This window comes from Photobacterium sp. SP02 (genome assembly GCF_038519165.1).
Lineage (GTDB): Bacteria > Pseudomonadota > Gammaproteobacteria > Enterobacterales > Vibrionaceae > Photobacterium > Photobacterium halotolerans.
In genome coordinates this window covers 43755-69170 of the sequence record NZ_JASJOJ010000024.1, presented here as the reverse complement: position 1 = coordinate 69170, position 25416 = coordinate 43755, and the positions used below count along the sequence as shown (strand labels likewise).

20 protein-coding genes are annotated in these 25416 nt (G+C 48.4%); 11 read left to right on the top strand and 9 right to left on the bottom strand.

The window, feature by feature from the left end; genetic code table 11:
* Positions 1–171: 171 nt before the first annotated feature.
* Both P0Y67_RS12285 and rsuA read right to left on the bottom strand, forming a co-directional pair.
* Complete coding sequence (locus P0Y67_RS12285; protein WP_342392083.1) at positions 172–1362, bottom strand: Bcr/CflA family multidrug efflux MFS transporter; 1191 nt, start codon at positions 1360–1362, stop codon at positions 172–174.
* Between the two features lie 357 nt (positions 1363–1719).
* Positions 1720–2409: a 16S rRNA pseudouridine(516) synthase RsuA gene (rsuA, locus tag P0Y67_RS12280; protein ID WP_342392082.1), complete on the bottom strand. Its 690-nt coding sequence runs from the start codon at positions 2407–2409 to the stop codon at positions 1720–1722.
* Between the two features lie 280 nt (positions 2410–2689).
* On the opposite strand from rsuA, the gene P0Y67_RS12275 reads away from it, so the two are divergent.
* Both P0Y67_RS12275 and P0Y67_RS12270 read left to right on the top strand, forming a co-directional pair.
* The gene (locus tag P0Y67_RS12275) at positions 2690–3184 is read left to right on the top strand and encodes a GNAT family N-acetyltransferase (protein ID WP_027252305.1); all 495 of its coding nucleotides are present in this window, start codon (positions 2690–2692) and stop codon (positions 3182–3184) included.
* 105 nt (positions 3185–3289) lie between these two features.
* On the top strand, positions 3290–5029 hold the full coding sequence (locus P0Y67_RS12270) for a DEAD/DEAH box helicase (protein WP_342392081.1): 1740 nt from the start codon (positions 3290–3292) through the stop codon (positions 5027–5029).
* Between the two features lie 70 nt (positions 5030–5099).
* Here P0Y67_RS12270 and P0Y67_RS12265 read toward each other — a convergent pair whose 3' ends face one another.
* Complete coding sequence (locus tag P0Y67_RS12265; RefSeq protein WP_342392080.1) at positions 5100–7256, bottom strand: TonB-dependent hemoglobin/transferrin/lactoferrin family receptor; 2157 nt, start codon at positions 7254–7256, stop codon at positions 5100–5102.
* Between the two features lie 347 nt (positions 7257–7603).
* Between P0Y67_RS12265 and rplY the strand changes: the two genes are divergently transcribed.
* Entirely contained in the window at positions 7604–7882 is a 279-nt protein-coding gene (gene rplY, locus P0Y67_RS12260) for a 50S ribosomal protein L25 (protein ID WP_342392079.1), read from the top strand.
* Between the two features lie 83 nt (positions 7883–7965).
* Here the strand turns inward: rplY and P0Y67_RS12255 are convergent, their stop codons facing one another.
* Positions 7966–8217 (bottom strand): DUF1289 domain-containing protein, encoded by a 252-nt coding sequence (locus P0Y67_RS12255; protein ID WP_027252309.1) that lies wholly within the window; start codon positions 8215–8217, stop codon positions 7966–7968.
* Between the two features lie 449 nt (positions 8218–8666).
* Here P0Y67_RS12255 and P0Y67_RS12250 point away from each other — a divergent pair, with 449 nt between their 5' ends.
* The 5 genes from P0Y67_RS12250 (at position 8667) to P0Y67_RS12230 (ending at position 13797) form a co-directional block, all read left to right on the top strand.
* Positions 8667–9758, top strand: a complete 1092-nt coding sequence (locus P0Y67_RS12250; protein ID WP_342392078.1) for a TRAP transporter substrate-binding protein — start codon at positions 8667–8669, stop codon at positions 9756–9758.
* A gap of 76 nt (positions 9759–9834) precedes the next feature.
* Complete coding sequence (locus P0Y67_RS12245; RefSeq protein ID WP_342392077.1) at positions 9835–10359, top strand: TRAP transporter small permease subunit; 525 nt, start codon at positions 9835–9837, stop codon at positions 10357–10359.
* A 10-nt stretch (positions 10360–10369) separates the two neighbouring features.
* Positions 10370–11653, top strand: coding sequence for a TRAP transporter large permease (locus P0Y67_RS12240; RefSeq protein ID WP_342392076.1), 1284 nt, complete (start codon positions 10370–10372; stop codon positions 11651–11653).
* Positions 11654–11792: 139 nt separating this feature from the next.
* The gene (locus P0Y67_RS12235; protein WP_342392089.1) at positions 11793–13187 is read left to right on the top strand and encodes a cache domain-containing protein; all 1395 of its coding nucleotides are present in this window, start codon (positions 11793–11795) and stop codon (positions 13185–13187) included.
* The gene (locus P0Y67_RS12230; RefSeq protein ID WP_342392075.1) at positions 13156–13797 is read left to right on the top strand and encodes a response regulator transcription factor; all 642 of its coding nucleotides are present in this window, start codon (positions 13156–13158) and stop codon (positions 13795–13797) included. The genes P0Y67_RS12235 and P0Y67_RS12230 overlap by 32 nt, the downstream gene beginning before the upstream one ends.
* Here P0Y67_RS12230 and P0Y67_RS12225 read toward each other — a convergent pair.
* Complete coding sequence (locus P0Y67_RS12225; protein WP_342392088.1) at positions 13794–16172, bottom strand: DNA polymerase II; 2379 nt, start codon at positions 16170–16172, stop codon at positions 13794–13796. The genes P0Y67_RS12230 and P0Y67_RS12225 overlap by 4 nt on opposite strands.
* Positions 16173–16212: 40 nt before the next feature.
* On the bottom strand, positions 16213–16986 hold the full coding sequence (locus P0Y67_RS12220; protein WP_342392074.1) for a nucleotidyltransferase domain-containing protein: 774 nt from the start codon (positions 16984–16986) through the stop codon (positions 16213–16215).
* 208 nt (positions 16987–17194) lie between these two features.
* Between P0Y67_RS12220 and P0Y67_RS12215 the strand changes: the two genes are divergently transcribed.
* A complete protein-coding gene (locus P0Y67_RS12215) occupies positions 17195–17521 on the top strand; it encodes an HI1450 family dsDNA-mimic protein (RefSeq protein WP_027252317.1) in 327 nt (108 codons plus the stop codon).
* Positions 17522–17580: 59 nt separating this feature from the next.
* Here P0Y67_RS12215 and emrD read toward each other — a convergent pair whose 3' ends face one another.
* The 3 genes from emrD to P0Y67_RS12200 form a co-directional block, all read right to left on the bottom strand.
* Positions 17581–18789 carry a multidrug efflux MFS transporter EmrD gene (gene emrD, locus P0Y67_RS12210; protein WP_342392073.1) on the bottom strand — a complete coding sequence of 403 codons (1209 nt, stop codon included), beginning with the start codon at positions 18787–18789 and terminating at the stop codon, positions 17581–17583.
* Positions 18790–19147: 358 nt separating this feature from the next.
* Positions 19148–20203, bottom strand: coding sequence for an ATP-binding protein (locus tag P0Y67_RS12205; protein ID WP_342392072.1), 1056 nt, complete (start codon positions 20201–20203; stop codon positions 19148–19150).
* Positions 20200–20976, bottom strand: a complete 777-nt coding sequence (locus tag P0Y67_RS12200; protein ID WP_342392071.1) for a response regulator — start codon at positions 20974–20976, stop codon at positions 20200–20202. The genes P0Y67_RS12205 and P0Y67_RS12200 overlap by 4 nt, the downstream gene beginning before the upstream one ends.
* Positions 20977–21078: 102 nt before the next feature.
* On the opposite strand from P0Y67_RS12200, the gene P0Y67_RS12195 reads away from it, so the two are divergent.
* Both P0Y67_RS12195 and P0Y67_RS12190 read left to right on the top strand, forming a co-directional pair.
* Entirely contained in the window at positions 21079–22257 is a 1179-nt protein-coding gene (locus tag P0Y67_RS12195; protein WP_342392070.1) for an efflux RND transporter periplasmic adaptor subunit, read from the top strand.
* A 22-nt stretch (positions 22258–22279) separates the two neighbouring features.
* Positions 22280–25414 (top strand): efflux RND transporter permease subunit, encoded by a 3135-nt coding sequence (locus tag P0Y67_RS12190; RefSeq protein WP_342392069.1) that lies wholly within the window; start codon positions 22280–22282, stop codon positions 25412–25414.
* Positions 25415–25416: the final 2 nt, after the last annotated feature.

Below are 25416 nucleotides of genomic sequence, written 5' to 3'. Positions count from 1 at the left end.
GCTTTTTTCCGGCCTTCGCGTTCATCCGTCCAGGCTTTGAGGTATTGGGGGTTTTGCCTGCTGTAACAGAAGACTGCAACTCAGCCAGGCCTTCATTCACCAGTTTGTTCAGCTCTTGATAAAACACAGCCATAATTTTACTTTCAAATACTCTTATTCAATCACAGGTAATCAGGCGTCTTTCGCCAATCCCCAATAAAACAAGCAGGCTAAGACTGCGCAAGCGGCCATCGTTCCTGCCAGCGGCCAGGCTGTGGTATCGGGCATCGCTGCTACAATACCGCCCACCACAGTACCTGTGCCGAAACGCATTGTACCAGCCAATGACGAAGCCGTACCCGCCATATGCGGATACTTGGCTAACAAACAAGCCATTGAATTACTGGCAACGGTAGAAATCGCGCCCACAAACAGCATTACCGGTACCACAACGCCCCACAGGCCGAGTTCAAGCACCTGTCCTGCAATCAATCCTGCCCCGGCAATCAATTGAATGATCAGTCCCAAACGCAGCATATAATGCGAGCCCATTTTGCGTACCAGCTTGCCATTTAAGGTGGTCATTACAATCAGGCAGATCACGTTCAGGCCAAACAACAGGCCGAAGTTTTCCGTACTGACATGGTAAAGATCGATGTACACAAAAGAGCCGACAGTAAGGAAAACAAACATGCCCGCAAACGAAAAACCGCTGCTCACCACCAGACCGAGCGCGGGGGCTGATGTCAGCATGCGCGCATAATTTCTGAGCGTTGAACCTAAATGAAACGGCAGTCGTTTCTCAGCCGGCAGGGTTTCAGGAATCATTTTCAACACGGCCAGAATAACAATCACTGAAAACAGAGCCAGAAACCAGAAAATGGAACGCCAGCCGAACCAGACGGACAGGTATCCCCCTATCATTGGCGCGGCCAATGGCGCAATTGTCATCACTAGGGTGACAAAAGACATGGTGCGGGCGAACTCTTCCCGTTCAAACATATCCCGCACCAGCGCCTGAATAATAACGGCGGCAGAGGCACCGGCAAAGCCTTGCGCGGCACGGATCCAGGTCAGTTCATTAATGTTATGACTCATTGCACTGACCACTGCGGCCAGTGCGAAAAGCATTATACCGATTATCAGTACCGGGCGACGGCCGTAGCTGTCTGAAAGCGGGCCATGAATAAGCTGTCCAACGGCAAAACCTGCGGTATACGCTGTCAGGGTCACCTGCACCAAACTGGGGCTCACGCCCAGATCTTTTGCGATAGTTGGCATTGCAGGCAGGTACATATCAATTGCCAGCGGTGTGAGTGCGGCAATTGCCCCCAGAATGAGGATCAGCGAAAAGCTCAGGCCAGGACTGTCAGATTTATTCATAAACCACTTATTAGAATTTTGAAAAGGAAAGGGAGTGATTGTACGACAATTTCCGCTACTTAAATCTTTCCCGACAGGAAATGATAAGTTTCTTTTTATGGTGTACTAGCGAAAAATTGTGATGTGCATTATCACAAAGTTCAAGTATTGACCAAAAAATCGCATCTATGTTGCCTGACAGCGAATTTTCGCTGTTTTTCTCTGGCAGCCTGAACAGAACGAATAGCAGGCACTAAAAAGGCGTCGGTACCTATGCAACAGGCCCGACGCCTTCTGGCTTTACCGCTAAGTCGTTTTACCACTAAGTCTTTATAACACTGAGTCGCTATTACACTGAGTCGCTAAGCCACTCACAGTTTAAAAGCTGGCGATTTCTTCTTCCGTAAGAGGTCGATACTCACCCGGTTCCAGATCTTCATCCAGTACGACAGCGCCGACCTGCTCGCGGTGTAACGCCACCACTTTATTGCCGATTGCAGCAAACATGCGCTTCACCTGATGGTATTTCCCTTCAGAGATAGTGATCAGTGCCGCGCACTCCTCAAGAATCTCCAGTTTTGCCGGCCGGGTCAGGTCTTTCTCGCCGCGCAGCTGTACACCTTCGGCGAACTCCTTGATTGCAGAGGCCGGAATAGGATCGGCCGTTTCCACGTAGTACACTTTTTCGCAGACGTGGCGCGGCGAGGTAATGCGGTGTGACCACTGGCCGTCATCCGTCAGCAGCACCAACCCTGTGGTATCCGCGTCCAGTCTGCCCGCCACATGCAGTTTTTCCGGGCTGACTTCATCGAGCAACACAAAGACGGTCGGATTAAAGTCATCCACATGCGAACAAACGTAACCCTGAGGCTTGTTCAGCATAAAATATTTCGGGCCCGTCATGTGCAGCGTGCTGCCATCAAACTCAACGTCACAGTCATCCGTGATTTTCAGCGCACCGTTTTTGACGATGTCGCCATTCACTTCTATTCTTTTTTCTTTGAGTAATTTACCGGCTTCCTTGCGAGTAATTCCCAGGGCGGTACATAAAAATTTATCAAGCCGCATTGCAGGCTCCGAGTGGTGCAAAAGCGCCATTATAAAAACCTGGACTGCGTGATGCACGAGAAATCTCAAACCTGAGCCGGCTGAAGCAATATCACTAATTGCAACCCCTGATCACAAATTTTTACATCGCATTGCCTGAACTGCCACTAAGCTCAAAAAGTAGAACATTTCTCCATTTTCACGGTCTTCACTTATAGACAGAGGGCATGAGTTATCCGTATAAACACCTTGAACAACTCACCACTGTGCCATGAAAACACCGAACAACTAAGGTTGACTTATGAACATCTCACTTGTAGCGCCTAGCCTGTCTTCTGTGGACATGCTGCTTACACTAGTTGGGGAACTCTTTGAATATGAAGTCCTGCCACAAAAACGTGAGCAAACCACACAGGCAGTACACCAGATGTTGAACAATCCTGAACTGGGTCAGGTTTGGTTTATAGAAATTGAACATGAAGGCAATACTATGATTGCCGGTCATATTATCCTGAGTTACAGCTTCAGCCTTGAGCATGGCGGACGGATCGCCCTGATTGATCAGTTCTACCTGAAATCCGAATGGCGCCAGCAAGGTATAGGCACTGAGCTCATGCCTCAGATTGAACATCACTGCGCAGAAGCCGGTGTCCATGCACTGACTCTCGAAGTGAACATAGGTAACAAAGGCGCCCGCAGCTTCTATGAGAAGCACGATTTTATTCCGCGCCGCCAGTTCTGCATGATGACCAAAACCATCAAGCCCACGAAACTGCCACTGAACATGGCTTCGTAATGATTGACAGCCGGGGCTCATTTCTCTGGGCCCTACTCCGATACTTGTCTAGCATCGATAAAAGCCGTTACACTCTCCTTCGCTTTCCACTAGTGTCCGTGATTGATGTATACGCTTCGTCCTTATCAGCAAGACTGTGTCAAAGCCACAGTGCACTACTTCCGTAAACACAGCTCACCTGCAGTCCTGACTCTGCCTACCGGGGCAGGGAAAAGCCTGGTCATCGCAGAACTCGCCCGGATAGCCCGCGGCCGGGTACTGGTGCTTACCCATGTCAAAGAGCTGGTCGAACAAAACCATGCCAAGTATGAAAGCTACGGCCTGAACGCGTCCATTTTTTCAGCCGGGCTGGGCCGGAAAGAAACCGATCAGCAGGTCGTTTTTGCCTCAGTGCAATCTATGGTCAACAGCCTTGAGCAATTTAACGATGAGTTTTCCTTGCTGGTCATAGATGAATGTCACCGGGTGCCTGATGATGAAAACAGTGCCTATCAGCGGGTTATCCAGCATCTTCAGCGTATCAACACAGGTATCAAAATTCTTGGCCTGACAGCTACGCCATACCGGTTGGGCATGGGCTGGATTTACAAATACCACACGCGAGGACAGGTGCGAACAGAGCAGGATCGCTTCTTCCGTGACTGTATTTTCGAGCTGCCTATTCGCTATCTGCTGGATGAAGGCTTCCTGACCGAACCCAGCATCATGGACATGGCAGTGATTGGCTACGATTTTTCCAGCCTTAAGCCTGCCAATAACGGCCACTATAAAGAGGCGGATCTGGATGCGGTGATCGCCAAATCGTCCCGCGCCACCCCAATGATCATCGATCAGGTGATCGATTATGCCAAAGACAGAAAAGGGGTGATGATCTTCGCCTCTACGGTCAATCACGCCAAAGAAATCATGGGTTATCTGGCTGGTGAATCTGCCGCGCTGGTGGTCGGCGATACCCCGTTAGAAGAGCGGGATCGCATCATCACCGAGTTCAAGAATCAGCAGATCAAATACCTGGTGAACGTTTCCGTTCTGACAACAGGGTTTGATGCGCCGCATGTGGATTTGATTGCCATCCTGCGCCCGACAGAATCCATCAGCCTCTACCAGCAAATTGTCGGCCGTGGTCTGCGGTTAGCCGAAGGCAAATCGGACTGTCTGGTGCTTGAATATGCCGGTAACTGTTATGACTTGTACCAGCCGGAAGTCGGCGATCCCAAACCTGACAGTAACAGTGAAGTGATCATGGTGCCCTGCCCGGCTTGCGGCTTTAAAAACAGCTTCTGGGGCAAACTCGACCCGGCCGGTTTTCTGATAGAACACTATGGACGTCGCTGTCAGGGCTATTTCGAAGACGATGACGGAGAGCGTGAAGAGTGTGGCTATCGCTTTCGCGCCAAATTCTGCGAAGAATGCGGTACGGACAACGACATCGCCGCCAGACGCTGCCATCAGTGCGATGCGGTAATGGTCGATCCGGACAAAAAACTGCGTGATGCGCTGAAACTCAAAGATGCGATGATCATGAAGTGTACCGACATGAAGCTGGAACCGGGCAAGAACCAGTACGGCAAGCCTCAGCTGAAAGTGACCTACTTCAGTGAGGAAGACGGCCATATCAGCGAAGTCTGGACATTAGCCAATAAAACGCAGAAAAATGATTTTCTGAAAAAATTCATCAATCCCCATCTGGTCGATCGCCACCGGCCCTTTACCGATACAGCGCCAACACGTGTTGCCAGCAATGAACACAGGTTGCGCCCGCCGGAAATCATTATTGCCCGTAAAAGCGGCCGCTTCTGGGCGATACGGGATAAGTTGTTCGATTTGGATCAGTACAAGCAGTAACCTTGAGATTGAAACGACAAAAGCCGCACTTTCGTGCGGCTAAATTCAGGCAGTGAATTCCATCAAAAAATCAGAATGCGTAATCTACATTCACACCCCAGTTACGACCTGGTTGCGTGTGACGATCCAAGCCTGGCTCACTAGCGGTAAAACCTTCAATGTCCTGATAACGCCAGTATTTTTTGTCAAACGCGTTAAACAGGCCAGCACGAAGTACCAGATCTTCGGTTGGTGTGTAATAAGCGGTCAGGTCAACCACAGTGTAACTCGGCGCATCAACATTGGTGTCACTCGACCAGTCTGAACCAGATTTCGATGCAACATAAACTGCATTGATCTCACTGCCCCAGTCACCGCTCGGCGCGTCATAACCAAGGCCCACAACCGATGTAAACGGAGCGACAGAATCTAAGGCCTCACCCGTCTTCTTGTCTTCGCCTTCCTGGTAAGCCAGAGATACTTTTGCGTAAGTACCGCTTGGCGCGTTCAGAGCTTCGTCCAACCAGAGTTCAGATGCTAATTCAGCACCATAAATTTTGGCCGAGTCTAAGTTCTCATTGCTGGTGATTTGAATACCGCTGACAACCTCAGTTTGGGAAGCAATGAAATCTTTATAGTCGGTGTAGAAAGCCGCGATGCTCATCAAACCGATGCGCCCCTGTGTTCTTGCACCAATTTCGTAAGCAAGGCTTTTCTCTGATTTCAGATTCGGGTTGGCAACAATCTTGTAACCAAGCGCCCTGTTATCTTTATCTTCATACATTTCACCAATAGTTGGTGAACGGAAGCCCTGACTGATCTGAGCGTATGTATTAAAACTTTCCGTCCAGTGATATACCGCCCCCAAACGACCCGTGACAGCATCACTTTCATGGTCTGACAGACCAGAGGAGGAAGCTGGTTCAGCCTGATAGTTGTCGTAGCGGAGACCACCGGTCACCACCAGTTGCTCCTGCATTAAATACAGCTGATCCTGCAAGAAAATACCGTATTTCACGGATTTTGCATTTGGCACTTCTACTGGGCCAGGTTTCACGGCCCCTGAATCCAGGAAATAATCCTTATAATCCAGCTCGAACTCATTGTGTACAACACTCAAACCATAAGTCAGCTCATGACGAGTATTGGAGAACGCAATGGCTTTATTAAACTGCGCATCAAACTGAGTGCTTGAATCTTCGCCGCCACGGTAACGATTCCGATTACCATATCTATCGGTATGATCGTAGTTATCGTGTTTACTTTCACTCTGCTGCCAGTTCAACGCCCAGTTCACGGAATCTGCAACGGCAAGATTGGCCTGCCATTCGTGGTTCAGCCCCAATCGGATCCGAGCATCTTCATCATGGCCACGCACATTGGTATAAACAAAACCCGGCATGAAACCGCCACCAGCATCGTAATTTTCCTGGCTCAGAATTTGGGCATCTGTATCACGTGTATAATATTCTGCAACCAAGCCGACCCGGTTGGTGTCGTTCACCTGAACATACACTTTGCCAAGCACGTTATGCGATGCAAAAGTCAGCGGGTTCGCCTGCCCACGACTACGGCCTTCAATATCAGCCCCATCGCCATGCGCTTCTGTTTCATGGCCATCCCGATAGGTATAAATCAGCAAACTTTCAACAGCACCGGTACGATTAGCCGCTTCAACGGTTGCTTTGTATTGTTCACTTTCACTTGCATAACCTGTTTTCACAGCCAGATGATTGTTTTCTCCAGTCTGTAATACATCTTCAGGATTTTTCGTTCTCAGCAAGACTGTACCGCCAATGGCATCGCTACCATAGAGGCTTGAGCCCGGACCTTTGCTTACTTCAACAGCGGTTAAGGTATCAACCTCGAATCCATTTGAATACTTGCGCATCTGGTCGGCACCCGGGTTATACCCGGCAGGCTGCTCGACATTATCAACCATGACTTTCACGCGATTTCCGGAAACACCACGCACAGTGAAATCAGAAATCCCGAAGCGGCCATTGCCGTTCACCTGGACACCGGGCTCATACTTCAGCGCATCTTGCAGATCATTCGCCAGGTTCTTTTCCATGTCCTCGGCAGTGACTTTCGATACAGACCCCGGCACATTCATAATACTTTGCTCAGTACGCGTTGCCGTAACCACCATTTCATCTGTATATGATTTTTTTTCCTGAGCATGCAATGAAGGAGAAAGGGCCAGCAATACAGAGCTGGCAATCAGTGAGAGTTGTTTATGATTCATATTCCCTGCTATCAATTTCTTTATCAATTAGAGTCGTTATTGGTAAGGATTATACAAAAACAAATGATAATTACTATCAATCTCAGTGTTATTTAGATCACAGTTAAGCGATTTTATTGGAACTAAGTCCAATTTATGAAACGTGTTGGGTGTTTTTTGTTGCAAGTAGAAATGAGCTATGCATGGGATGGATCTGATGCTTTTTTCGTTGTTTAAAGGGCTTGTCAGGATTTTTTCTTGTCAGTTTCATGAGGGAGTGTTAGTATCCGCGCTCGATTTGACGGTACTCAGTAAGGTCGCATTACTGAAATACCTTCTTCTTATTCACTCACTTAAGAGTAGTTATCATGAAATTTGAAGCACAAGTACGTTCAGACCTGGGTAAAGGTGCGAGCCGCCGCCTGCGTCACACTAACAAATTCCCAGCGATCATCTACGGTGGCACTGAAGCTCCAGTTGCAATCGAACTGAAACAAGATGACGTGATCAACCAGATGGATAAAGAAGGCTTCTACGATGCCATCACTCTGGTAATCGACGGTAAAGAAGTGAACGTTAAGCCACAAGACATCCAGCGTCACCCATTCAAGCCAAAAGTTCAGCACATGGACTTCATCCGCATCTAATTGCGGTTGGTGTGAAAACGCTGAAGAAAAAAGCGCCTCAGGGCGCTTTTTTTGTGTCTGGTGATTTTGCATGAAATGACATTCTAGAACAGATCTTGCTGCGGATTGTCTGGCTCTTTCGCGGCCTGCATTTCCAGCTCTCGCTTGCGTTTGAGTAAACGCAGATAACGTTGCCGGCATAATTTGATCACATGCCGTTTCTGATCGTTGCTCATCACCTGCCAGTGAAATCGCTCTTCGCGGCTTCTCAGGCAGCCTTTACAATACCCTCTGTTATTCACCTGACAGACACCAATACACGGGCTGGGAATGGTAAAAAGTTCTAACTGCTCCATATCCCCTTCTCTGCTATCTGCGTGTTATACGGTGAAAGGTTCATAACGACTACGAACTGCTCAAATTGCATACAAACTGATAGTAACGACTTTATGCTGATAACGCCAGTCGGCCAAGGGTACGCTCGGAGGAAGTGATGCCAGTCTGTCATCAGTGAGCCACTTCACACCCATCACAAATAGTTAACATAATGACTTATGTCTTTTCTGCGTAGTTTACGCAACTTACTAAAACACTTTCCGCGCTAAATATTAATTATTAATCAAATAGTTAAATTAACTCATAAAGACCTTATACGTATTAATACGTAATACCTTAGTCGCTATTTATCACGATCTTATTTGACAGCCACTCAGTGTTATTGCGCTTGTTCAGGCCTATAGTTTGTTCAATGCTTTGATTGCATAGGGATTATCCCGCTATCACAATAACAATGAGGACGTGAAACATGAGTCTGGTAAAACGCACTGTACGCAATGCTCTGGTGGCAGCCAGCGCGGTTGCGGTTTTACTTTCCAGTACCGCCGCTTATTCCGCAGAAAAAGTCTATCGCCTGAAACTGGCTGAAACCTGGGGCGCAAACTTTCCTATTTTTGGCGACACCACCAAAAACATGGCCGAAATGGCAGAGAAAATGTCTAACGGCCGTTTACAGATCCGCATCGATTCTGCCAATAAACACAAAGCACCGCTGGGTGTGTTTGATATGGTAAAAGCCGGCCAGTATGACATTGGCCACTCGGCGTCTTACTACTGGAAAGGCAAAGTACCGAATACCCTTTATTTCTCCACTATGCCCTTCGGTATGGTCGCGGCTGAACAGTATGCCTGGTTCTATCACGGTGGCGGCATGGAGCTGATGGAAAAAGTCTATGGCCCGCATAACCTGCTGTCCTTCCCCGGTGGTAACACGGGCGTTCAGATGGGCGGCTGGTTTCAGAAAGAAATCAAAACGACTGATGATCTGAAAGGTCTGAAAATCCGTATTCCGGGCTTTGCCGGTGAGGTACTGGCTAAGTTAGGTGCCAGTCCGACCAATATTGCGCCGGGCGAGCTCTACACAGCACTTGAACGTCGTACCATTGATGCGCTGGAATGGGTGGGACCGGGCCTGGATCTGAGAATGGGTTTCCACAAAATCGCACCTTACTACTATACCGGCTGGCATGAGCCTGCCACTGAACTGCAGTTTCTGGTCAACAAGCAATCCTGGGATCGCCTGCCGGCTGATCTGCAGGAAATTCTGCGCGTTGCCATGCGCCTCTCGGCCTATGACATGTATATCTTAAATACCCACGCCAGTGCCGAGAACTGGTCAACCATGAAGGAAGAATATCCGAACATCAAAGTGATGAATTTCCCGGATGAGGTCATGGCAGCCATTCGCCAGGCCAACGATGAATTGCTTGAAGAGCAGGCCAAGAGCGATCCTCTGGCAAAAGAAATCCTGGATTCACAAGCGGCTTACCTCAATAAAGCCCGTGAATGGACGCTGATTGCTGATAAAGCCTACCTCGACAGTCAGGCTGAGCAGAAATAACACGATAGTCATGCACCGGTTTGTCCGGTGCATGCTCGTTTATCAGTCTGGAATGTTGCCTCGCGACGGAGTTATTATGCGAAGCTTGTTAGCCTTCGAAAAAATCATCAACCGGTTTTCTGATTTGCTTGGCTGGATAGCCAGCACTCTATTTATCATACTGATGTTCAACGTTTTTTATGATGTTGTTATGCGGTATGCCTTTAACCATGTTTCTATCGCCATGCAGGAGATGGAGTGGCATCTGTTCTCAGCCGTTTTCCTGCTTGGCGTTCCCTACGCACTGAAGGCCGGCGGCCATGTACGGGTAGATGTGTTCTACGAACGTTTCACACTCAAAACCCGTGCCATTATCGACCTGCTGGGGACACTCTTTTTTCTGCTGCCATTCTGCATCCTGGTGTTCTGGTATGGCATTGATTATATGAAAGAGTCCTACTCTCTTGGTGAGTCCAGCGGCGACCCGGGCGGTTTACCTTATCGCTGGCTGATTAAAGGTCTTATCCCTCTATCTTTCCTTTTTATGGCCATTTCAGGGATCGGAATGCTGCTGCACAACATTAACCGGCTGGTAAACCCAAGCCTGTTCCACGAAAAATAAGGAATATTCCGTGGTTGGTATCATCATGTTTATCGTTGCCCTGTTTGCCCTGTTACTCGGGTTTCCAGTGGCATTTACCTTCGGCGGCATCGCACTGCTGTTCGGCGTCTGGGCAGAAGGGCCGGAAATCTTTGCATTCATGCCGTTTCGTATCATGAGCATTATGCAAAATACTGTGCTCATGGCCGTACCGCTTTTCGTCTTTATGGGCCTGGTGCTGCAAAAAACCCGCCTGGCAGAACAACTGCTGGAGTCCATGGGGAAACTTTTCGGTAGTGTTCGCGGTGGTCTGGCGATCTCAACGGTATTAGTGGGATCGCTGTTGGCCGCGTCAACCGGTGTGGTCGGGGCCTCTGTTGTCGCAATGGGCCTGATATCCCTGCCTGTTATGATGAAATACCAGTACAGCAAAGGCCTGGCGACAGGCACAATTTGCGCATCTGGTACTCTGGGTCAGATCATCCCACCATCTATCGTATTGATTTTGTTAGGTGACGTACTGGGGATTCCGGTTGGCGATCTGTTTCAGGCCGCTATCTGGCCCGGCCTCGCACTGGTACTGGCTTATATCGTTTACATCGTCATTTACAGCTGGTTGAATCCGGAAGCCACCCAACCGATGGAACGGGATCCCGATCAGTCTCGTCAGCAAGAGATCATCACGGCACTGAAAGCCGTGTTGCCGCCTCTGGCGTTGATTATCGTGGTGTTGGGGTCCATTTTTGCGGGTATCGCCACCCCTACCGAGTCTGCTGCTTTGGGCGGCATGGGAGCGGTTCTGTTGTCGCTCGTTTACCGGCAGTTCTCATGGCGCATGCTGTATGACAGTGCATTCGAAACTGTCAAAGTAACCGCCATGGTGTTTGGTATCCTGCTGGGCGCGACGGCTTTCTCTATGGCATTCACCTACACAGGCGGTGATTATCTGGTCGAAGAGTGGATGCTTGCACTGCCTGGTGAAGAGTGGAGCTTCCTGATCCTGACCATGCTCATCATTCTGATTCTGGGATTTTTCATCGATTTCGTTGAAATCTGCTTTATTGTGGTGCCGATCCTTGCCCCGATTGCTGATGCTATGGGGATCAATATGCTGTGGTTTGCCATTCTGATTGCCATGAATCTGCAAACCTCCTTCCTGACTCCGCCCTTTGGTTTCAGCCTGTTTTACCTTAAAGGCGTTGCGCCTGACGGTATTACTACGCGGGATATTTATAAAGGCGTTATGCCCTTCATTACCATTCAGGTTCTGATCCTGGCCTCTGTCTTAGTATTCCCTGGCTTCTACGGACTGTAGCCAGGCAATGAAACCCCGCAAATCTAGAGCTAGTCGGCACTTTTTCCATAAAGTGCCGCTATTTTGCTTTGATATTCCCAACAAATTGTTAACATTCAAGGCAACTATGCAATCGCTCAACAGCCCTACGTTTGCAACTATGCCCCTGAAAGTGAAGCTGATTTTACTGACACTGCTCCCATTACTGCTGATCAGCGCGGCGATCAGCTGGATTGCTATCCATCAGGCCACATCACTCGGGCAAAAAGAAATCGCCACTTTTCGTGCCAGCCTGATCGCGTCTAAAGAACAGGCACTGAAAGACACGGTCGATCTTGCCCTCGACAGCATCAATCACATTTATCAAAACGCCGCTGCCAATGATGAAAAAGCCAAAGCGGAAGTAAAACGTGTTCTGAGCGACCTGAGATACGGCAATGACGGCTATTTTTTTGTTTACCATGAAGATGGCACTAACCTGGCCCACCCGGTTTTGCCCGAGCTGGTCGGGAAAAATTTATTTCATTTGCAGGATAATAATGGCGATTACCTCATTCAGGCACTGATCGAAAAAGCCAAGTCTGGCGGTGGTTTCCATCAGTACCTCTGGCATAAACCCTCCAGTGATTTAATCGTGACAAAGCTCAGCTATACGGCATGGTTGCCGAAATGGCGCTGGATGATAGGCACCGGCCTGTACATTGAAGATGTCGCCCGCCAGATGACCAAGGTCGAACAGGGAGTCCAGGCTAACATCCGGACCACCTTCATTTCTGTCATTGTTCTGGTTGCCATCACCACCCTGCTCATTCTGATCACCACGCTGGCGATCAATCTTCATGAACACAGGTTAGCAGACAGCCGTTTAAAAGAGCTGGCGCATAAAACTGTCATGTTTCAGGAAGAAGAGAAAAAGCATGTCGCCAGAGAACTTCACGACGGGGTGAACCAATTGCTGGTTTCCTGCAAGTGCCACCTGGAGTTGCTTCAGGACAAAATAGCCAAATCAGACATCGAACAGGCCATACGCCATCGGGGTCTGAGTGAATCCTCCCTGTTGCAGGCCATTGCCGAGCTGAGGCGTATCTCGCACAATCTGCGTCCCAGCTCGTTGGATGACATAGGACTGATTGCGGCACTGGATAACCTGCTCAGTGATTTTTCTGCTTCGACCGGCATACGTGTGCATCGCTCTCTGGCACTTGGTAACGCCAGCCTCTCTACCGATATGATGACGACGCTATACCGGGTGGCTCAGGAATCGCTGGTGAACATCAGCAAGCATGCTCAGTCTGATGTTATTGAGACCGAACTGTCAGTGATACAGGAAAACCTGCAGTTTATGATTCGCGATCATGGGACGGGCTTTAACGTGCAACATGCCATGAATGGCAAAGGGATCGGCCTTCGCAACATGCGCGAACGGCTGGAATTTCTGGGTGGCGAGCTGGATATCAGCAGTGAACCAGGGCAAGGAACGGAAATCCTGGTCAACCTCCCTCTGAAACAAGGACTGGACATTTATGGCAAAAATTCAAGTGCTGTTAGTGGATGACCATCAGGTCGTCATGGAAGGTTTCAAAGCCCGGCTCGACAACGAAGCCAACATCCAAGTGATTGCAACAGCAAGTAATGGCGCTGAAGCACTGAGAAAAGCCGAGCAGTGCCAACCCGATGTGGTACTGATGGATATCAGTATGCCGGAAATGAACGGTATTGAAGCCACACGCCATTTCCGTCACCGCTTGCCTGAGATCAAAGTGCTGATCCTGACCATGCATGACAATCGCGAATACATTCTTCAGGTCATGCAGGCCGGTGCAAGCGGCTATATTCTCAAAGAAGTTTCCGCACAGGAAATGGTGCAAGCCATAGAAGCCGTACATCAGGGCGGACGGTATTTTTGCCGGCTGGTCGCCGATACCTTATTCGCCGCCCCCATTGCGCAGGCTGAGCCTGCTGAAGTGGTGCTGGCAGCATTAAGCCGGCGGGAGGAAACCGTGCTGCGTCAGGTGGCGCTGGGCAAAAGCAGTAAAAAAATTGCGATGGAACTGGGGATCAGCACCCGAACGGTGGAAACCCACCGTCAGAATATCAAGCATAAACTCAACATGTACTCCACGGCTGAGCTCACCGCTTATGCCGTGAAAGAAAATCTGATTTAGAACAGCCCCAGTTGCGGTGCAATAATGTCGTCAAAATGCCGTCCGATAAACGGCAGGATCCCATCTGCAATCGGCTTTAGTTGTTTGTCTATGTAGTGGTCGTAGTCGATCTGGCTTTGTCTGGCTTCCACCGGTTCCGGGCCATGGGTGGTAATGACATACTCAATCCAGCCGCCAGTCTGATACTGCAAGGGACGCCCCAACTGCTGATTCACTTCATCGGCCCGACGGGCGGCCCGGACATGGGGCGGCACATTTTTCTGGTACTCAGACAGGTGACGGCGTAACCTTTTGCGGTACACCAGTTTGTCATCAAATGCTCCCTGTCCGGTCATTTCCACGTAAGAACGCACATACTCTTCCACGTCTTCATCATGAAACACTTTACGGTAAAGAGTCTGCTGAAACTCCTGCGCCAAGGGCGTCCAGTCGGTGCGGACCGTCTCCAGCCCTTTAAACACCATCTCCTCAACACCGTTTCGAATCACCAGACCGGCATAGCGCTTTTTACTGCCGGTTTCCTGCCCCCGGATCGTCGGCATCAGAAATTTGTGATAATGGGTTTCGTATTCCAGCTCAAGGGCGGAGGCAAGATTGTAATGCTCTTGCAGATGCCGGGCCCACCACGCATTGATTTCAACCACCAGCCGGGCACCAATGGCATCCGCATCCTCACCGCTGTGGGGCTTTTTCAGCGACACAAACGTCGAATCCGTGTCGCCGTATATCACCTCATAACCCTGCTCTTCAATGCGCTCGCGGGTCAGTTTCATAATTTCATGACCGCGCATGGTGATCGATGAGGCCAGACGATGATCAAAAAAACGGCAGCCTGAGGAACCCAGTACGCCATAGAAAGAGTTCATGATAATTTTTATCGCCTGCGAAAACGCTTTTTCACCGTCTCTTTTCGCCTGGTCGCGGGCAGCCCACAGCGCTTCAATCATTTCGGGCAAAAAATGTTTCTGCCGGTGAAAACGGCCGCCCCGAAAGCCAGCGATGGCCTGATGCTCAGATTTACCTTCTTCCAGAAGTAAACCTTCAACCAGCCCCATGGGATCGATGCAGAATGTGCGGATAATCGACGGGTACAGCGATTTGAAATCCAGCACCAGCACCGAGTCATACAAACCCGGTTTCGAGTCCATCACATAACCGCCAGGGCTGGCGATCCAGTTTTCGCTTTCGAGATTAGGAGCAACATAACCAGCGCGATGCAACTGAGGTAGATACAGGTTGGTGAATGCAGCAACCGATCCGCCGACTCTGTCCAGCTCGACGCCCGTCAGTCGGCTACGTTCCAGCGCAAAATCTAACAAGTGTGTTTTTTCGAAGATCCGGGTAACCAGTTTACAGTCCTGCAGGTTATAGCGCGCCAGTGACACTTTATCTTCGCGGAACATCTGATTAATTTCAGCCATGCGATCGTAGACATTGTGAATAGCTTTGCCTTCGCCGAGCAGTTCTTGTGCGACCGATTCCAGCGACCAGGAGCGAAAGTTGTAGGTGGCGGTTTTCAGCGTATCAATACCGTCCATCACCACCCGGCCCGGAATAGTGATGAAACCGGCATTCGGGTTCTGACTGGACTGGCGCCAGTGCGGCGTTTGCCTGCCACGGCCAAGCCGCAGAGGCAAGTTGTGCCATTCTGCACGCCGCAGTAACAAGCGCCAGTCAAAATCGACCACGTTCCAGCCGATAATGACATCAGGATCATAGCGGATAAACCACGCCTGCATGGCCACCAACAGGGCTTTTTCATCCCGGACCCATTCAATCCAGGTCAGTTGCTCTTGCTCAGCGTTGAGTGGCTCTCCTACCATAATCACCCGGCTGTCAGCCTCGCTGTGCAGACCGACAGAATACAAGATGCCCTTCTCTGAACATTCAATATCCAGTGAAACAACAGACAGGGAAGGCAGATAATCCGCCGATTTGGTTTTCACCTGACGAAATTCGGTATACCCGTCTCTGATAACGGCATTCCCTGCGAAGGCGATTCCACCGCGGATGAAACGCTCCATCAGATAACGGTCAGCAAGCCGGATATCATCTTCAAACACTTTAATGCCTTCCGCTAACAGCAATGCGCCAATCCGAAGGCTGGCGCTGATCGTTGCACTGTAGCAGGCCGACATGGTCTGGTGCTGGAAGTCTTTCATGTCCAGCGTGCGCCAGTTGACTGAAAGGCCGAGTTGGGTAAGTACAGTGTCTGCCCTTTGCTGCTCACTGGCCGGAATAAAACACACAGGATGCTCACCGTCGATAACCAGCTGGCAAGGCCCCTGGTCCGTTTTCACCCAGATAACAATCTGAGTCTGCCCTTGCCTGTCACGGCTTTGACGGGTGAGCACGAATCCCTCAGCTTGCTGCAATGAAGAATGTGTGTTTTGCCCTGGTGGGACGTGGGGATGCTTAGCCGATTTTGCGTTCAATTTTATTCCACTCATCAACGAGCCACTGGCCAAAACCCTGCATCAAAAACAAGGAGGCCTTTTTAGGCACTTGTGTCCGGCTCATCAGAATATACGCACGCTCGACATCGACAGCTTTATCAGGATAATTTTTCAAAAACAGATCAGTGGCCTCTCTGACTGACAGGGCCAGTACCTTTTCCCGGTGAAACACAAGCGTGTATGCCGTCCACAGCATTTTCTTCCCTATATACTCACAGTAGTCAAGGTAATGCTCAGGCACCCGTGTTTTCAGGATTTTCTCCCGGTATTCAATGAGGATGGGTTCAAAAGGCCCATTTAATGATTTTGCCGCGTCCCAGCTGGGTTCGAATGCACCAAAGCGGCCGGACAAATCATCGCCCTTGAGGCACACGCAGCAATGTCTGAGCCAGAAGCCCCACTGAAAAATACCGTCCAGTGACAGGACATCACGCGTAATGGCATACCTGATATCCAGCCGTTTCACGGCCCTGTGACGCCTGGCTATATGGGTGCTCAGGCTGTGTAACCGGCTTTTTTCCAACTCGTTCAGAGGCCGTTCAAACACCAGAGTCAGATTGAGATCTGACTGCCCGGGCACAGCGTCACGACGCGCAACGCTACCTGCAAGGTATACGCTGTGAAGTGTTTCTTTGAACAGGACACCGAGGTGTTGCAAAGTCTCATTAATACAGGGTTGAAACACCGGTTGAAAAGGCCGGTTGTTATCAATGACGGGAAGAAAAGTTGGCAATATCTGTTTCCTGGGGCACCGCACTGTCTGCCTGCATCATAGCATGAAAGTGCCAGCCTTAAAGTTGGCAACAGGCTTAAGCGCTGCAATCTCAACCAACTAAGGCCTGCCCGCGCCTGCTACAGCACAATCGTCTGTATCATAGCCATCGACAGGTGGCCTTGGTATACTCCCGGTTCTATTCAATAAAACTGATATTGACCCAAACATGGATAACTTAGACCTGATTTCATACGACGACGTTATTGAAGCTGCCTACGATATTTTTCTGGAAATGGCACAAGACAGTCTGGAACCCGCCGATGTCTTGCTGTTCACGGCTCAGTTTGATGACCGTGGCGCTGCTGAGGTTGTAGAAACCGGAGAAGACTGGCCTGGCCATGTTGGCTTCGCTGTGGATGGCGAAGAATATGCAGAAGTGCGGATCGGGCTGGTGAATGAAGCCAACGATGAATTGGATGACGTCTTTGCCCGCATGCTGATAAGCCGTAACCCGGACAATAAATTCTGTCACATCTTGTGGAAACGCGACTAATCCGGTAATTAAGCCAGATACAACAAAAAACGGTGCTGATATCAGCACCGTTTTTTAAATCATACCAATACAGGCGTTTCTTCCTGCTGACAACGTCTGACCCAGAGCAGGCTGGCAATCGCCATCAGCACCATACACGTCATTATTGCGCCCAGGCTGAACTGGTCTTTTGCACTCAGCATAGACGCCACCAGCGTCGCAACACCCGCGCCTAAGTTTTGCAAACCACCCAGCACAGCCCCCGCCGTACCGGCATGGAAAGGAAAAGGCTCCACCGCTGCTGTTGTGGTAACAGGAAACACAATCCCGGAGCCAATGAAATACAAAAATGCGCCGCCAATCAGTGAGCTGACGGTGACTAAGCCTGCCATCCCAGGCAGCAAAATGGTTAACGCGCCGAAGCCAAGTGCTGCCAGCCCGACATAAAGCACCCGCTGCTGCCCCATATGCTTGAGCAGCAGAGTCGACATCCAGGAGCCCAGCAAATATCCCGGCAATGGCATAACAAATAGCCAGCTCACTGTCGTCGGATCCAGTTTCAGTACATTACCCAACAAAACACCAGCGGCAGCTTCAAATACGGCAAGTCCTGAAAAGGTTGCCACTAAGCACATGACATACCCCTGAAATTTGCGATTACTCAGCACATATTTGTAGCTGACAGTCACACGTTCTACCCTGCGCTTCTCAGCAGGCAGAGTTTCGGTGAAGCGGGATAAAATAACTAAGGTGACGGCAGTACCCAACGCCAGCAAAAACACATAACTTGCCGGCCAGCCAAATGCCTCGGACAGGTATCCGCCCAGTACCGGCGCGACCAGTGGCGAGAAAATAATGCCCATGCTGACCAGACTGTTTACTTTGTGCAGTTCTGCACCATCGTAACAGTCCCGGGTAATGGTTCTGCACATTGCGCCGCCGCATCCTGTTCCCATGCCCTGAATAAAACTGGCGAGCAGAAAGACTTCGAACGAAGGCGCAAACAGCGCCAGTATTGTGCCGAGTATGAAAATACTCATACCGGCCAACATCACAGGCTTACGTCCAATCCGATCCGATAAAGGGCCGTAGACGAACTGTGACAGACCGTATGGAATGAGATACGCGGCCATCACAGCCTGCAAGAAAGCGGGCTTGACGCTGAATGCCGCTGCCATTTGTGGGATCGCTGGCACGTACATGGTTTGGGTCATTTGCCCAACGGCGGCCAGAATAATAATCAGAAACAGAATTTTTGCCACACTGGCAGAATAAGATTGCCTTTGCACAACCTCACTCCTTACAACAATACAAAGAAAAAGATAAGTTCAAGTCATCATAAGCCAAGGCGAAAAATGAACCTTGATAAATGGCTGCAGAATCGACCATTTGCATCAAGTAGGCTTATGACGAGCTTTCGAGCGGGATAGTAATGGCAGGCAAGGCGAACAACAAGTAAATCCTAACCTAATCAGCACGATACTTTATTATGAATCGGATTATAAAAACTAATCTCAATATCACGGTTTTTCGGGCAAAAAAAAGCGAGCATTTCCGCTCGCTTTTCCATTGATTTAAAGACTTGAACGATCCCTGAATCGTATGATAGTCCCCACTCACTGTGAGTGGGGATTTTTCTATGTTGGCTCAAGAGTTAGTTGGCCAACCCAGTTCAATGATAGTCCCGCCTTTTTTGCTTATGCGGCAGCTAACACTTCCTTCATGCGCGGTTGCAATAGCAGCAACGACAGCCAAGCCTAATCCACTGCCGCTTTGGGGATTATCCTTAGCACTGCGAAATGCTGCGAAAATATGCGGAATTAACTCCAGTGAAATCCCCGGGCCGGAATCTTCCACACTCAAATAGCAAAAACCATCTTTCAGTTGAGTGGTGATTGTTATTGCTCCTGGAAGCGCATATTTACTCGCATTCTCCAGTATAGCTAACAAGGCTTGCCTTATTCGGGTGGGGTCGCAAAAGACGGGCTGTGTTGTTAAATTCAGTTCTACATATTGGTTTGCTTCATGAAGCATATTGACCGATAAATCAGTGAGTAATTTTATTTCTTTAGCTAAGTTAGTTTCTTTTATATTTATTCGTAACTCATCACTATTCATTAAACTAATAACACGGAGATCTTCAATTAAACGAGATAACCCTTCAATTTGTACTAATAGTTTAGTGAACTGGGTTTTATCTGGAGTAAATACACCTTCTGCTAACCCTTGTAATCGGCCCCGCAAAATTGTCACTGGGGTTCTGAGTTCATGAGCGATAGCGGCATTCCAAAAGGCGTGATCTTCAGTCATTCGTTGAAGTTTCTCAGCTAACAGATTGAAATCATCCACTAATAAAGCGGCTTCTCCTAATGACCGGTCACCAACATTAGCTCGAAAATGTAGCTCGCCTTCAGCGATTTTTCGCATCCCTTCAGCAACTGCACTGAGAGGTTCCAAGATACGTTGGGATAACTTAATAGCAAGACTGACAGCGAGCAGAATGACAATAATGCATGTCAAAGCAATCCAAATCCATTCTGGCCAGGAGGGAGTAATATAGTCATCACTGGGTATATAATTGGGCCAGTATTTATCCCAAAGATAATAAAAAAAGAACGAGCCAAAAGTTGTAATTAATGCAGAGCCTATGGCTATCTTCATCATGGATAATGTAATCTGACGGCTCAAACCACTTAATTTCATTGGTCTCCCCTGAAACGATAACCAACGCCACGCACACCAGCAGGAATACCATGAATACCAAAGACTTCAAGTTTTTTGCGGATTTTGCTTATGTGGCTGTCAATCGTTCGTTCCAGCGTGTCCCCTTCCGGTAAACAGGCGTTTAATAGCTCTGCTCTGCTAAACACTCGCTTAGGTGAACGAATGAAATGCGTCAACAGCTTAAATTCAGTTAAAGTCAGCACTAGGGCATGACGTTCTCCCTCCACATTGACAACAATTTCGTGACTTTCTAAATCAACTTCAAACGGCTCTGTCCGCAGCATATTTTTTCTGTTGGTTTGATTAACTCCTAAAGTACGCCTAAGAACGGCTTGAACCCGCGCAACAACTTCTGCCGGGTTAAATGGCTTAACAACATAATCATCAGCCCCGATTCTAAGCGCCATCAGTTTATCTAAATCTTGGTCCATCGCTGTAAGCATGATGACAGGCGTGTTGCTTTTCTGACGAAGTTCAGACAACACTTTCCATCCATCCATTTTTGGCATTTGGATATCAAGCAGAATAAGGTCTGGCTTCATGGATGAATGAAGTTCAAGTGCCTTTCGTCCATCTGAAGCGTGAATCGTACGCATATTACTGCGCGTTAGGTACGCGGAGAGTATATCGACAATTTCAAGTTCATCCTCAACGATCAGAATCACAGCCTGATGGTAAGACCCCGCCTCTGTATCTTGATCGGAATCCGCAGCAGATTTCTGCCCTTCAACGTACAAATTGTTCATCTCCATCAAATCTCCACATTCACTCAGCGGGACCTCAACACTCAGGTATTAGACTCAGCATTTATCCACAGCGGATAGCCCGCTTGAATGTGTTCAGAGGATACCTCAGTGAAAAAAAGAAATATATGTGTATCTAGTAGCTTACATATATTGGTGCTTTTCCTTTTAGTTGGCTGTAATCAATCCAATAAAGACGTAAGTGAAGCCGGACAACAAGAGTATTTGCCTTTAGTTTCAACGATAACCACGCAGCCACAACATTTAGATGTTTATGAAGAGTTACCCGGCAGAGTGATGGCTGTGCGCGTTGCGGAGATTCGTCCACAAGTGGTTGGAATCGTACAACATCGCTTGTTCAAACAAGGTGCCGAAGTGAAAGCAGGTCAGTCGCTATTCCAGATTGATCCAGCGCCATTTGAAGCGGAAGTTGACACTGCCAAAGCTAATTTACAAAGAGCGCAGGTGACCTACAAACGTTCTTTGGACAAAGAACTACGCTTAAAACCTTTGGTGGAAGCCGACGCGATTAGTCGTCAAGAGTATGACGATGCTGTGTTACAGCGTGACCAAGCTGCTGCAGAAGTTGCGGTCGCTAAAGCTACTTTGACTCGACGTCAGCTTGATTTGAAGTTCGCAAATGTAAAAGCGCCGATATCTGGACTGATTGAGCAAACCCTGGTGACTGAGGGCGCGTTAGTCAGCAGTACAGACGCAACACCGATGACGCGCATCCAACAGATCGATCAAGTTTTTGTTGATATTCGTCGACCTGCGTCTTCATTAGAAGCTATTCGTGAGGCTTTAGCGGCCAATTCTGATGGAGAACCTAGCGTTGCTGGAACCAAAATTGAAATTTTACGCAGCAACGGAGTTCCTTATCCGGTCAAAGGTGAAATCCTGTTTTCTGGAATCAATATCGATGTAGGCACAGGTGATGTGTTGTTACGAGTACTCGTGGACAACTCTCAACGTTTGCTATTACCGGGTATGTTCGTGAAGGCAAAGGTACTTCATTCGAGTTATGACAACGCGTTAATTGTTCCGCAACAGGCGGTTATGCATCTTGCTGGCGCTCCTCATCTTTGGAGTATTGATCAGGATGGGCATGCACATTTAAAACCTGTAAAGCTCGGAGAATTGATCGATGGTCAGTACCGCGTGAAATCAGGTGTTAACAAAGGAGAAAATATCGTTGTAGAAGGCAGGGAAAGGCTTGAGGACGGTGTTCTCGTAGACCAACGCAAATGGGAAGAATCTGAGATTCTTTTAACATCCGCGACAAACTGATTAAGGTTAGAGTGTCTTATTTATGTCTCAGTTTTTTATTCATCGCCCCGTATTTGCTTGGGTTATTGCTCTTTTCATTATTTTGTTTGGATGCATTTCGATTCCGAAGTTGCCTATTTCCCGTTATCCCTCTGTTGCGCCTCCGACGGTCAGTATTATGGCGACGTATCCGGGAGCCAGCCCAAAGGAAATGAACGACGGTGTTCTTAGTCTTATCGAGGGAGAGCTGTCGAACGTTAAGAACTTGATGTATTTCGAGTCGTCTGCTGACAACTCCGGTTCTGCATCGATTACGGCAACATTTAAACCCGGAACAGACTCAGATCTGGCACAAGTTGATGTACAAAACCAACTAAAAGCAGTCGAGTCACGTTTACCGCAGGTAGTGCGTCAAAGTGGCTTGTCAGTGGAATCTGCAACATCAAATTTTCTGATGATTGTTGGATTAAAATCTGATGATAACCGCTTTGACGAAATAGCACTGAACGACTACCTAGCTCGCAATATCGTAGACGAACTGCGCCGTATTGAAGGTGTAGGACGTGTACAGTCATTCGGTGCAGAGAAGGCAATGAGAATCTGGGTTGACCCGAGTAAGCTCAATTCATTGGGTTTAACGATGAATGATGTCAGCCAGGCCATTACTCAGCAAAATACGCAGATAGCGCCCGGAAGTATCGGTGCTGCACCGACGGTATTAGGGCAACGAGTAACGGTTCCATTAACCGTGCAAGGCCAGTTAACCAGTGTTGAAGAATTTTCAAATATTATTCTTCGCGCAAATAACAACGGTTCGAAAGTCGTCCTAAGCGACGTTGCACGTGTAGAAATCGGCTCTCAATCCTATGGCTATTTGAATCGTGAAAATGGTAAAACAGCGACGGCTGCGGCTATTCAGCTCACACCGGGAGCGAATGCTGTTAAAACTGCGGATGCTGTACAAAAGCGTTTGGCGGAGTTGAGTCAAAGTCTACCTTCTGGGATGACCTATTCAATTCCATTTAACACAGCACCTTTCGTTAAAGTTTCAATCAATAAGGTTATCCATACCTTAGTTGAAGCTATGGTGCTGGTGTTTTTTGTTATGTTTTTGTTTTTACAGAATATTCGCTACACCTTAATCCCAGCCATCGTAGCGCCGATAGCCTTGTTGGGGACGTTCACCGTCATGCTGTTAACCGGCTTTTCGATCAACGTGTTAACGATGTTCGGTATGGTTCTGGCGATAGGTATTATCGTCGATGATGCGATTGTCGTTGTCGAAAATGTGGAACGCTTGATGTCGGAAAAAGGTTTATCTCCGAAAGAGGCGACATCAAAGGCGATGAAGGAGATTACTGGCGCCATCATAGGTATCACACTTGTACTAACGGCGGTTTTCATCCCGATGGCATTTGCCAGTGATTCGGTTGGCGCCATTTATAAGCAGTTTACATTATCGATGGCGGTATCAATTCTGTTCTCAGCATTTTTGGCGCTAACCCTAACGCCTGCACTTTGTGCCACGTTGCTAAAACCGGTTAATGCTAATCACCACGAGCAAACAAGATTCGCTAAATGGTTTAATCGTGGCTTTAACCGAATGAACAATAGATATGAAGCTCAGGTCAGCACATTAGTGAATCGCAAAGGACGAATGATGCTTGTCTTTGTGTTTCTGTGCGCAATTTTGGTTCTCGTCTATAGACAGTTGCCGTCATCGTTTTTACCAGAAGAAGACCAAGGCTATTTTATTACCAATATTCAGCTTCCGGCAGACGCAACGACAGTACGTACGTTGGATGCTGTGAAAAAATTTGAACAGCATGCGTTAAGCCGTCCTGCAATTGAGTCAACAATGACGGTGATTGGTTTTGGATTTTCCGGTTCAGGTACTAACACCGCGCAGAGTTTTACCACGTTGAAAGATTGGGAATCACGCGACGATACCTCAACACTGGATGAGTTAAAACTTGCTGAGGAAGCGATGGCTGACGTAAAAGAAGGCACGGTTATGCACATGCTGCCTCCTTCTATTGAAGAGCTAGGAACCAGCTCTGATATTACGTTTTTCTTGCAAGATCGCGGTAATCAGGGATACGAGGCATTGAAAGCCGTTGAGGCCAAGATGTTAGAGTTGGCGAAAAATAGTAAGCCACTTAGCGATGTCTATTCTGATGGACTTCCTGCGGGTACGAGTATTCATTTAGATATTGATCGCCAGAAAGCTGAGGCGTTAGGTGTTTCATTTACGAGTATTAGTGAGACGTTATCAACTGCGATTGGATCGTTATACATCAACGACTTTCCTAATGAAGGCAGAATGCAGCAAGTCATTATGCAAGCAGATGCTTCATCAAGGATGCAGATTGAGGACGTACTTAAGCTTTATGTGAGAAACATTAATGGTGGAATGGTTCCGTTATCAGAAATCGTGACACCTATTTGGTCTGAGTCGGCACCGCAATTTATTCGCTTCCAGGGTTATCCTGCAGTTCGAATTTCTGGTAGCGCAGCTGCTGGAGTTTCCAGCGGCGAGGCGATGGCTGAAATAGAACAAATAGCTAAGCAACTTCCGTCAGGCTTCACCATTGCATGGACTGGACAGGCATTGCAAGAGCTTCACTCAGCAAAACAAGCACCGATGCTAATGGCGTTATCGATGTTAGTCGTCTTCTTAGTGCTGGCGGCACTTTATGAGAGTTGGGCTATTCCTTTATCGGTCATGCTGGTTGTGCCCTTGGGATTGTTAGGTGCAGTACTCGCTATTGTAGTACGTGACATGCCAAACGACGTTTTCTTCAAAGTCGGGATGATCACCGTAATTGGTCTTTCGGCGAAAAACGCGATTCTGATTGTTGAGTTTGCCAAACAGTTGAGAGAGCAAGGCAACGGGTTGGTTCAGTCAGCCGTTCAAGCTGCGAAGTTGCGACTAAGACCTATCTTAATGACCTCTCTGGCATTTGGTCTTGGTGTTGTGCCACTGATGCTGGCCGAAGGCGCTAGTGCAGAAACTCAACGTGCAATAGGAACAGGTGTGTTCGGTGGCATGGTCAGTGCAACATTACTCGCCGTTTACTTTGTACCTGCTTTCTTCGTGTTCGTGATGAGTATTCAAGAGCGTTTAAAGTCTTGGCAACAGACAAATAAGAAGTCACCAATGCAGCTTAAAGGTTAGTA